This window comes from Streptococcus alactolyticus, from assembly GCF_012277075.1.
Classification (GTDB): domain Bacteria; phylum Bacillota; class Bacilli; order Lactobacillales; family Streptococcaceae; genus Streptococcus; species Streptococcus alactolyticus.
Window position 1 is genome coordinate 14,362 of the sequence record NZ_JAAXMT010000003.1, and the last position, 11,656, is coordinate 26,017.

The window sequence follows — 11,656 nt, forward strand, 5'->3', positions numbered from 1 at the left end:
TGTTTTGAAAAATGCCTCTAGCAAGAAGCAGGAAAGAAGAATTATGGCTTTACCTACCGTTGCTATTGTCGGTCGTCCAAATGTGGGCAAATCGACTTTGTTTAACCGTATTGCAGGTGAGCGTATTTCCATTGTGGAAGATGTCGAAGGCGTAACGCGTGACCGCATCTACACAACTGGAGAATGGCTGAACCGTAAGTTTTCATTGATTGATACAGGGGGAATTGACGACGTTGATGCCCCATTTATGGAGCAAATCAAGCACCAAGCTGATATCGCGATGAATGAGGCAGATGTGATTGTTTTTGTGGTTTCAGGAAAAGAAGGCGTTACAGACGCTGACGAATACGTTTCAAAAATCTTGTACCGCACTAACAAACCAGTAATTTTGGTGGTCAATAAAGTGGATAATCCTGAAATGCGTAGTGATATTTACGATTTCTATTCACTTGGTGTGGGTGATCCTTACCCAGTATCATCGGTTCACGGGATTGGAACAGGGGATGTTCTAGATGCGATTGTGGATAACCTCCCTGTTGAGGAAGAAGATGAAAATCCAGACATCATCAAGTTTAGTTTGATTGGACGCCCAAACGTTGGGAAATCAAGCCTTATCAATGCTATTCTTGGTGAAGAACGCGTGATTGCCAGCCCAATTGCAGGGACAACTCGTGACGCTATTGACACCAACTTTACAGATAGCGAAGGTCAAGAATATACCATGATTGACACTGCTGGTATGCGTAAATCTGGCAAAGTTTATGAAAACACAGAGAAATATTCTGTGATGCGTTCGATGCGTGCCATTGACCGCTCAGACATTGTGTTGATGGTTATTAATGCCGAAGAAGGTATTCGTGAGTATGACAAGCGTATTGCTGGTTTTGCTCATGAGGCTGGTAAGGGAATTATCATTGTGGTCAACAAGTGGGATACCATTGAAAAAGACAACCACACCGTGACGCGTTGGGAAGAAGATATTCGGGACCAATTCCAATTCTTATCTTATGCCCCTATTATCTTTGTTTCAGCAGCGACTAAGCAACGTTTGAATAAATTGCCTGAGATGATTAAAGCAATAAGTGCAAGCCAAAACAAACGCATTCCGTCAGCTGTGCTTAACGATGTGATTATGGATGCCATCGCGATCAACCCAACACCGACTGACAAGGGTAAACGTTTGAAAATTTTCTACGGTACCCAAGTTTCACTTAAACCACCGACATTTGTCATCTTTGTCAACGAAGAAGAGCTGATGCACTTCTCATATATGCGTTTCTTGGAAAATCAAATTCGTGCGGCCTTTGGTTTTGAAGGCACACCGATTCGTTTGATTGCTCGTAAACGCCAGTAATACCCTAATCTCTTGAGCAATTTGCTCGGGAGATCTTTTTGATTTCTGCTGCAAAAAAGGTATTTACTGGCTCAAAGGAAGTTTAATTTGATATAATTAAGAGATAAGAAAAAGGTGGGTGACTAACAGTGAGCAGAATGATTCCAGGTCGCATTCGTAATCAAGGTATTGAACTGTATGAAAAAGGTCTTGTGACCATTACCAGCACGCGTGATGGCGTAATCCAAGCCAGAATTGGGAAACATCACCTGCAATACGCCTTGGAAGATGACCAAACTCGATGTGATTGTGAACTTTTTGCCAAAAAAAGGTATTGCCAACATTTGGCTGCTTTGGAATATTTTTTAAAAAATAATCATCAAGGAAAAGAGTTGTCGATTAGCCTCAAAGACAAGCAAGAAAGTCAGGAAGAAGAGCAACGAAACACGTCTTTTGGCAGCATTTTTCTAGACCACTTGGAGATGAATAGCGATGACACGACCAAGTATCGCTTGTCGGCTTATGGTAACCAAAGTCCTTATTCTTCTAATTACTGGTGGACGCTTAAAATCAACCGCTTGCCTAGTGATAGGACCTATGTCATTCGCGATATCAAGTCCTTTTTAGCGCTTGTCAAAAAAGAAGGCCACTACCAAATCGGCAAGAATTATTTTGAGTCTTTATCTTTAATTCAATTTGATGAGGCCAGCCAAGAACTCATTCGGTTTTTGTGGCGGGTATTACCAGACAATGAAAAAGTGGACACGGACTACATTTTGCCAAATCATGGGCGGTATTTAGCCTTGACCAGCGGGTTTTTTGAAGAAGGTCTGTCCTTGCTAAACGACCTCTATCATTTTTCATTTGAGTACCATAAGCAACCCTATTCTGAGCTGGCTTTTCGTCAGTTGGATGGCAGCGAGGGGCTTATTCGCTTTCAAGTGGTGGTGCATCGTCAGTCTATCGAGTTGATTATTACGGAAGGTGATTTCCACATTTTTTTTGACAATGCTTTCTTGTTCACAAGAGGCACTGTCTATGCCTTGAATTTGAAACAGCAAAAAATGCTAACGGCTATCCGAAGCCTTCCGATTGAAGCGGATTTGGCCAAACATTTGTTCTTCAATTGGGAGGACCAAGACAAGCTAGCTTCTAGTTTGCTAGATTTCAAGGAATTAGGCAGTGTGGACGCACCAAGAAGCTTTGAAATCAAAGACTTCAGTCCTATTTTTAACCTGTCTTTAAATCATTATGATGAAGTGGAATTGCACCTGACTTTTGATTATGGCACGGTTCAAGTCAGCAGCAAGCAAGAACTGGAAAATTTGCCTTTTGCTAGTCATTTCAAACACGAAAAGCGTATTTTCAATGCCTTGAAAGCCAACGGCTTTTCAGCTGCTTTTGTGTCTTACCACGCACCTTTGACGCCTGAGGACCTGTATCCCTTCTTTACAAAGACCGTGACACAATTTCGAAAATTAGGGCAAGTCATTCTTTCAGACGACTTGAAAGCCTTGTACCATGTGGAAAATCCACGCGTTTCGGTCACAACTCAAAGTGGGTTGCTGGATATTTCGTTTGATTTTTCAACCATTGTTGAGGACCAAGTGGACGCCGCCTTGGAGGCTTTGACCAAAAATCAGCCTTATTTTATTGATTCGGCAGGGCGTTTGGTGGTTTTTGATGATGAGATTAAAAAAGTCAGCAAATCCTTGCAAGCATTGCGTGCCAAACCATTGAAAAATGGGCATTTGCAGATGGATGCCGTGTCAACCTTTCAATTGGTCGATGTGTTGCAGGACAATGACCGCATCACCTTTTCAAAAGAATTTGAACAATTGGTCTATGATTTGACCCACCCAGAACAATTTGAGATGACCTTCCCACCTGTCAAGGCAGAATTGCACGCTTACCAAAAAACAGGGGTGCGGTGGTTGTCTATGCTGGACCATTATGGCTTTGGTGGTATTTTAGCGGATGACATGGGCCTTGGGAAAACCTTGCAGACCATTACCTTTCTTGCCAGTCGCCTAAAACCTGACATGCGGGTCTTGATTTTATCGCCGTCTAGCCTCATTTACAATTGGCTGGATGAATTCAAACGCTTTGCGCCTGAGATTGACGTGGTGGTGTCCTATGGCTTGAAATCTGTTCGTGATGACATTATTGCCCAAAATCACCAAGTGACCATCACCAGCTATTCGTCTTTCCGCCAAGATTTTGAGGAATACCAAAAGCATTCCTTTGATTACTTGATTTTGGACGAAGCGCAGGTCATGAAAAATACGCAAACCAAGATTGCGCATTACCTCAGACAATTTGACGTTGGGCATTGCTTTGCCCTTTCAGGAACGCCGATTGAAAATAAATTGCTGGAAATTTGGTCTATTTTCCAAATTGTCTTGCCAGGTTTATTGCCAGATAAAAAGACCTTTCTCAAAATGGACGCCAAAGAAGTGGCCCGTTTCATCAAGCCTTTTATCATGCGTCGTCGCAAGGAAGAAGTGCTTCCAGAATTGCCAGACCTGATTGAAATCAATTACCCTAATGAATTGGATGACAAGCAAAAAGCCATTTATCTCGCTCAATTGCGGCAAATGCAAGAAACACTTGTTGGGGCTAGTGATGAGGACATTAACCGTCACAAGATTGAAATCCTATCAGGGATTACGCGTCTGCGCCAAATCTGTGACACGCCAAGCTTGTTTATGGATTATAAGGGAAATAGTGGAAAGCTCGATAGCCTGCGTATTTTATTGGCACAAATCAAGGACAACGGTCACCGCGCTCTCGTCTTTTCACAGTTTAGAGGCATGTTGGATTTAGTTGAAGATGAAATGGCTGAGCTTGGTTTGACATCTTACAAGATTACAGGGTCAACCCCTGCGGATGCCCGTCAAGAAATGACGCGAGCCTTCAATAATGGCTCTAAGGATGCCGTTCTTATTTCCTTGAAAGCTGGAGGTGTCGGGCTTAATTTGACAGGAGCCGACACAGTGATTTTAGTAGATTTGTGGTGGAATCCTGCTGTTGAAATGCAAGCCATCAGCCGTGCGCACCGCCTTGGCCAAAAGGACAATGTGGAAGTTTACCGCTTGATTACGCGTGGGACCATTGAAGAGAAAATCTTGGAAATGCAAGAAAACAAGAAAAACCTTGTCACCACAGTACTTGACGGCAATGAAGCGCGTGCCAGCATGACCATTGAGGACATCAAGGAAATTCTGGGCATCAATCAGCTTTAACCCGCTGAAAATTTTGAAAAAAAGCTTGATTTAGTTTATAATAAACATGCTATGTTTAAGATGGGTTTTTCCGTGATTCTAAGGGAAAACCTACTGATAAACTAAGAGTCCATGCCAATTCTGATGACGATTGTTCTCAAAAGGTGCATGCGATACAACCATTAGAAAGGAAGTGAAATTGTGAAGAAAACGACAAGACGTTTTCCGTTAGTGGCTGATGATGAACCTGTCAGCAGTCCATCTAAAGCGATGGCTTTGTACGAGAATTCAGATTTAATTACCAATATTCATGGCGCTTATCGTGAAAAAGACTACAATGATGTGACAAATAACTATCATTTTGTGACTGAAAACGACCATGACAGCGAGCGTGTCAAAACACTCAATGAAGGCAAGTCTTATGCTGAACTGGCTCGCGATGAAGCCAGACAAGATGTGAAGAAAAAACGTCAAGCTTACGTATCAAACAATTTGGCTAAACCTTCAAAAATGGCAAATCAACAACCATTGCAAACGAAAAAACCAAACCCTCCTAAAAAAAGGGCTGGTAAATTCAGTCATTTGAGTGCTAACATGCGTCAAGATGACTACATTTTAGCTGAGATTCCCCTTAACCACCAACGCTCACAAAAGGAATCCACTCAAAAAGCCAAAAAGAATAGTTATGAATTCTTAAAACATAGTCAAATTTATAATAAGGATGCCAACCAAAAACAGAAAAAATATCAAAAAGCGCAAGAGATGAATTTGGCGCAATTGGATACAAACAAATAAGGCATCCGTTATGAAATAGAGGAGAAAACATGTCTAAAACCTATCATTTTATCGGAATTAAAGGGTCTGGTATGAGTGCGTTAGCATTGATGCTACATCAAATGGGACACACTGTTCAAGGAAGTGACGTTAGCAAATATTATTTTACCCAACGTGGATTAGAGCAAGCAGGCATTAAGATTTTGCCATTTTCTGAAGACAACATCACAGAAGATGTAGAATTGATTGCTGGTAATGCCTTTCGTGAAGACAACAATGTCGAGATTGCTTATGCCATGAAAAATGGTTTTGCCTTTAAACGCTACCATGAATTCTTGGGTGAATTTATGCGTCAATTTACCAGTTTTGGTGTGGCAGGTGCCCACGGAAAGACCTCAACCACAGGGTTATTATCACATGTTCTCAAAAATATCACAGATACCTCTTATTTGATTGGTGACGGTACAGGTCGTGGCTCAGCCAATAGCAATTATTTTGTCTTTGAAGCTGACGAATACCAACGCCACTTCATGCCATACCATCCAGAGTATTCCATCATCACGAATATTGACTTTGACCACCCAGACTATTTTGAAAGCATTGACGATGTGTTTGCAGCCTTCAACGATTATGCAAAACAAGTGCAAAAAGCTTTGTTCTTGTACGGTGATGACCTTTACTTGCGTCGTATCACGTCAGATGCTGCTATTTACTACTATGGCTTCAATGACACGGATGATTTCATCGCCTACGATATTGTTCGCACAACAAGTGGCTCATCTTTCAAAGTCAAACATGAAGGCAAAGAGATTGGTAGTTTCCATCTACCAGCTTTTGGACGTCACAATATCTTAAATGCGACAGCTATTGTGGCTAACCTTTATGTGGCTGGCTTTGACATGGATTTGGTGGCAGAGCACATGCAATCATTTGTTGGGGTAAAACGTCGTTTCAGTGAAAAAATCATTAACGATGTGACTATTATTGATGACTTTGCACATCACCCAACTGAAATCATTGCTACACTTGATGCTGCTCGACAAAAATACCCAATCAAAGAAATTGTGGCGATTTTCCAACCACATACCTTCACTCGTACTATTGCCCTTTTGGATGAATTTGCTGACGCATTGAACCAAGCAGATGCGGTTTATTTGGCTAATATCTACGGTTCTGCGCGTGAAGTTGACCACGGCGATGTCAAAGTTGAAGACCTTGCGATGAAAATCAAGAAACCAGCTAAAGTAGTGAGCGTTGAGAATATGTCACCGTTGTTGGACCATGAAGATGCGGTTTATGTCTTTATGGGAGCTGGGGATATCCAACTCTACGAACGCTCATTTGAAGAGTTGCTTTCAAGCTTGACGAATAACAGACAGTAACGAAAAGAGAGAGCACTTGTTCTCTCTTTTTTCTGAAATAAAGTGGCTATTTTCAGGAAAAATGCTAATGTTAAAAATAGATAACAAGCGCTATCTTCTGTTGATTTTAAGCGCTTTTTAGGTTATAATGGCGATTGATTAAGTTTAGGAGGAGTAAGCTTTGACTGAACGTCACGACGATAAGCCAAAAACTCACAAGAAAAAAAGTTTTAAGGAGCAGATTTTAGCGGATTTGCAGGAAGCTAGGCAGTTGCGTCAGCAGCAACATTTAGCCGAGCAAGTCAAAGAAGCTGCAGCCAAATCAGAAGTTCAGGACAATCAGGATTCGGCACTTGCCAATAAGACCGATCAGTCACAACTTTTTGACGAAGATACGCATGAAGTCAAATGCCAGCTTGAAGAAAAGGCTCAGTCGGCTTTAGCTGAAAATCGCATTCAGACGGAAGTAGAACGTTCGAGCATTGACGAGGCTCTAGAAACGATTCAACAAGCCTTTACTCCTGAAACGCTGGAAAAACAGGAACAAGAAAGCTATTTTGTACGGGCGACAGATGGGGTTGGCTCTACGGGAATGCCAGATATCCCGATTGAGATGCTCTATGAGGAGGACTCATCCGAAGATAGCCAAGAAACAGACAACTCTTTTGAGCCTGAGCCAGAATCGCCAGCAGAAACAGAAGAACATTTGGAGAACACAGTGGGTAGAAAACGTCAACGAACAGATAATCTTGCCAAACGCATTGCTTTGGTACTCATCACAGTGATTATTATTGCACTCGGAGCTACCGGTTTTTTTGTTTACCATTATGTAGATAGTGCCATTAAACCTTTGGATAAAACCTCAATCAAATACATCACGGTTGATATTCCAGAAGGCTCTGGGAACAAATACATCGGACAAATCCTTGAAAAAGCAGGGGTTATCAAGAGTGCTACGGTGTTTAATTACTACACCAAGTTTAAAAATTATAGCAATTTCCAAAGCGGTTACTACAATTTGCAACCGAGCATGGATTTGGATGAGATTTGCAGCTTGTTGAAACAAGGCGGAACGGCAGAGCCTGAAAAACCAGCCCTTGGTAAGATCTTGATTCCAGAAGGTTATACCATTAAGCAAATCTCAGAAGCGATCACCAAAAACAAGGCGGACAAGGATGCCTTGACACCATTTAGCTCAGACGACTTTTTAAACGTTGTTCAAGATGAGAACTTCATCGCCAAAATGGTTGAAAAATACCCGCGCTTGTTAGGTGACTTACCAAGTGCCGACCAAGCCACTTATCGTTTGGAGGGCTACCTTTTCCCAGCAACGTATAGCTACTATAAAGAAACCAGCATGGAAGATTTGGTGGAACAAATGATTGCGACCATGGATTCTTATATGTCTAGCTACTACGATACCATTGCTGCAAAAGGCATGACAGTCAATGAAGTCTTAACCCTTGCTTCACTGGTGGAAAAAGAAGGCTCAACCGACGAGGACCGCCGCAACATTGCCAGCGTCTTTTACAACCGTCTAAATGCTGGCATGCCTTTACAAAGTAATATCGCTATCTTGTACGCCATGGGCAAACTCGGCGAGGAAACAACTCTGGAGGCAGACGCAAGTATTGACACAGGAATTGATTCGCCGTATAATATTTATACCCATACGGGCTTGATGCCTGGACCTGTGGATAACCCAGGATTATCAGCAATTGAAGCTGTGATAAATCCAGCAACAACCAATTACTATTACTTTGTTGCGGATGTCAAGACAGGTAATGTCTACTATTCGGAAAACTACGATGACCATGAAAAGAATGTTCACAAATACGTTAATAGTCAGTTATCTGAGTAATAAATACGTACAAGCATGATGTGTTTCGCATCATGTTTGTATTTGTTGTTTATATAAAATTATAGAAAAGAGATAGAAAATGGCAGAAAAAACTTATCCCATGACCCTAGCTGAAAAAGAGCAGCTAGAACAAGAATTAGAAAATCTTAAATTGGTTCGACGCCCAGAAGTCGTTGAACGTATTAAAATTGCTCGTTCTTACGGTGACTTGTCTGAAAACTCTGAGTACGATGCAGCCAAAGATGAACAAGCTTTCGTTGAAGGACAAATTCAAATTTTGGAAACTAAAATTCGTTATGCTGAAATTATTGATAGCGAAGCTGTTGCCAAAGACGAAGTTGCTATTGGTAAAACCGTTGTTGTTCAAGAAGTGAACACAACTGACCAAGATGTTTACCACATTGTTGGAGCTGCTGGTGCGGATATCTTCTCAGGTCGTATCTCTAACGAAAGCCCAATCGCTCAAGCTTTGATTGGTAAAAAGACAGGTGACATCGTTACAATTGAATCACCTGCTGGAAGCTATGACGTTGAAATTTTGAGCGTGGAAAAAACAGCTTAATGACAAGAAGGTTTACAAGCCTTCTTTTTATTGCAACAAAAAGGCCGCCATTCCTATCAGAATGACGGTCTTTTGAATGTTTTAGCGACGTTTTCGTTGTTTTCCAGCGTTACGTTTTGCCTTACGAGCTTGATTATTAGTGTTATTTAATTGTGCTTTGTTAGCGTTTGGTGTAACGTCTTTACGGCTGGTTGATTTGTAAGTTTTTGGAGGATTGTTTTTAAATTCCTCTTCAATGCGATGACGAAGTCTTGGTTTAATAACAAACATGGTAATTAATTGTTGGAAAATCGAGAAGATACCACCGACTAACCAGTAAAGTAAGACGCTGACTGACATTCCCATACCCATGAAGACCATCATCAATGGCATCACGTACATGGTACCACGCATAGCTGCACGTTGTTCTTCAGCTACACCTTGCATTGACAACCATGATTGGAAGAGGTACAAGATAGCGATGACTGCTGTCAACGGAATACTACGTGTTCCAAGGTCAATTCCCATGAAGGTACTTTCAGAAACCCCTTGAGTGTATTGGGCTGCGAAGTACAAGGCTGAGAAGAATGGCATTTGGATAAGCAGTGGCAAGCATCCCATGCCTCCAAGCATGTTAATACCGTTTTCTCTTTGAGCTGCCATCAATTCCATTTGGGCAGCAGCTTTTTCTTCTTGAGTTGTCGCATTTCGCATACGCTCATTGATTGGCTCAAAGATAGGTTTTAAGAAAGCCATCTTTTCAGATTGGTAACTTGCCTTCCAAGATTGGTAAAGCCCTAAAGGTAGGATAATGAGGCGGACAATAACGGTGACTAAGATAATGGCTAAGCCAAAACCAAGCCCCATGTTATTAGCGAAATACTGGATGAGTTTTGCCATCGGCTCCCCAAGAATGTTCCAAACGGTTCCTGTTGGGTTACCACTAGAATCGACACTGACACAGCCAGATAAAGTTAACAATAACGATAAACTAAGTCCCGATAAGAGGACACGATTTAATTTTTTGTTCAATTGATTATTCCTTTAAAAATATAATACCCTACTATTTTACTTTTTTTTAGGCAAATTCTCAATACATCTATGGTCCTAATTTTTGATAGCTTGGTGACAAAGATTAGTTGGCGATGCGAAAATCCTTAAAATCTTCAGAGTTATCCATTTTGACATCAACATAGGTCACTTTGGCCCATTGTGACGGCCCTTTGCGTACTTCCTGAATAAATTTTGCCATTTTAGCAGCATCTTGGGATTGAGCTAGGATTTCCACAGTGCCGTCATCATTATTCCAAACCCGCCCATAAATATCCCCAATTTGAAGGGCTATTGCATAAGTTGAGTAGCGAAAACCAACGCCTTGCACACGACCAGACACAATCAAACGCACTTTTTTCATCTCAAATTCCTCCCCTAATAATATTATAGTCTTCTTATGCGTTTATTATATCATAAAGCTGATTAGGCTGGCTTATGATATAATAGAAAGCATGAAAGATACGTCACATACTCGTCCAAAATTAGAAGATGTTGCTCGCCTAGCAGGTGTTTCTAAAACAACTGTTTCTAGGGTTTTAAATAATCGAGGTTACTTAAGCGAGAAAACCATTCAGAAGGTAAACGATGCCATGGCAGCGTTAGGCTATCAACCCAATATCATTGCTCGTCAATTGTTCCAACAAAAGACTTATCTAGTTGGTTTAATCTTTCCTACAGTCAATAATCCTTTTTTTGCACAATTAGAAGCTGAAATGGAGCGTTTATTGTATAAAAGAGGTTATAAGGTGTTGATGGGAAATTCACAAAACGATCCAGATAAGGAAGAAGACTACCTCAAACAACTCCTAACCCATCAAGTAGATGGTCTGATTGTAGGTGCTCATAATCAAGGCTTAAAGGAATATAGCCACCATAATCTTCCGATTGTTTCAATTGACCGCATTATGAACGATGACATTCCAGTCGTGTCGTCTGATAACTTTCAAGGTGGTAAACTAGCCACGGAGAGGTTACTAAAAAGAGGTTGTCGTTATGTGGTGCATACAAATGGTCCACTAAATCTGAATACGCCTGCCCAACAAAGACGGCTTGCTTATGAAAGTGTGATGGAAGCCCACGGTCTTAAACCGATTACTTATCACATTGATTTTAATATTAGTCAGGAAGAAAAAAGAGAAGTTCTACGTTGTATTTTTGAAGAACATCCACTGGTTGATGGCATATTTGCCTCTAACGATACTGATGCGGCTATTTTATTGTCTTTAGCAAGAGAGTATCATCGTGAAGTTCCTCGTGATTTAAAAATTATTGGATATGACGGTGCCGATATGACACAATTATTGTTGCCACATCTCTCAACAATCCAACAACCGATTAATCAAATGGCAAAAACAGCTGTAAACCTCTTAGAAAATCGCATGAATGGTAAAGTAAGTCAATCTAATACTCATATTTTACCTGTTAAACTCCTAGATAATGGCACTTGTTAACGGTAATAAGTCCTACAAGGCTTTCTAATATATAAAAGTATATAAAAGCAATTTATCA

Annotated in this window: 9 protein-coding genes; 7 read left to right on the plus strand and 2 right to left on the minus strand. The window is 41.0% G+C overall.

Features of this window, described 5'->3' with window-relative positions:
* The first annotated feature begins 43 nt into the window (after positions 1-43).
* From der to greA, 6 genes are all read left to right on the plus strand, one after another.
* Positions 44-1,354 carry a ribosome biogenesis GTPase Der gene (gene der / locus HFK82_RS00480; RefSeq protein WP_154454759.1) on the plus strand — a complete coding sequence of 437 codons (1,311 nt, stop codon included), beginning with the start codon at positions 44-46 and terminating at the stop codon, positions 1,352-1,354.
* Positions 1,355-1,482: 128 nt separating this feature from the next.
* Complete coding sequence (locus HFK82_RS00485; RefSeq protein ID WP_168260414.1) at positions 1,483-4,578, plus strand: pilus expression-regulating Snf2 family helicase; 3,096 nt, start codon at positions 1,483-1,485, stop codon at positions 4,576-4,578.
* A gap of 180 nt (positions 4,579-4,758) precedes the next feature.
* A complete protein-coding gene (locus tag HFK82_RS00490; protein ID WP_167829274.1) occupies positions 4,759-5,352 on the plus strand; it encodes a divisome accessory protein ZapJ in 594 nt (197 codons plus the stop codon).
* A 29-nt stretch (positions 5,353-5,381) separates the two neighbouring features.
* Complete coding sequence (murC, locus tag HFK82_RS00495; RefSeq protein WP_168260415.1) at positions 5,382-6,713, plus strand: UDP-N-acetylmuramate--L-alanine ligase; 1,332 nt, start codon at positions 5,382-5,384, stop codon at positions 6,711-6,713.
* A gap of 160 nt (positions 6,714-6,873) precedes the next feature.
* Positions 6,874-8,553 carry an endolytic transglycosylase MltG gene (gene mltG / locus HFK82_RS00500; protein WP_154454757.1) on the plus strand — a complete coding sequence of 560 codons (1,680 nt, stop codon included), beginning with the start codon at positions 6,874-6,876 and terminating at the stop codon, positions 8,551-8,553.
* 79 nt (positions 8,554-8,632) lie between these two features.
* Positions 8,633-9,115: a transcription elongation factor GreA gene (greA, locus tag HFK82_RS00505; RefSeq protein WP_154454756.1), complete on the plus strand. Its 483-nt coding sequence runs from the start codon at positions 8,633-8,635 to the stop codon at positions 9,113-9,115.
* A gap of 81 nt (positions 9,116-9,196) precedes the next feature.
* On the opposite strand, the gene yidC is transcribed toward greA, so the two are convergent.
* Positions 9,197-10,126, minus strand: a complete 930-nt coding sequence (yidC, locus tag HFK82_RS00510) for a membrane protein insertase YidC (protein WP_168260416.1) — start codon at positions 10,124-10,126, stop codon at positions 9,197-9,199.
* Between the two features lie 103 nt (positions 10,127-10,229).
* The gene (locus HFK82_RS00515) at positions 10,230-10,508 is read right to left on the minus strand and encodes an acylphosphatase (protein ID WP_154454754.1); all 279 of its coding nucleotides are present in this window, start codon (positions 10,506-10,508) and stop codon (positions 10,230-10,232) included.
* A 91-nt stretch (positions 10,509-10,599) separates the two neighbouring features.
* Between HFK82_RS00515 and HFK82_RS00520 the strand changes: the two genes are divergently transcribed.
* Complete coding sequence (locus HFK82_RS00520) at positions 10,600-11,598, plus strand: LacI family DNA-binding transcriptional regulator (protein ID WP_168260417.1); 999 nt, start codon at positions 10,600-10,602, stop codon at positions 11,596-11,598.
* Positions 11,599-11,656: the final 58 nt, after the last annotated feature.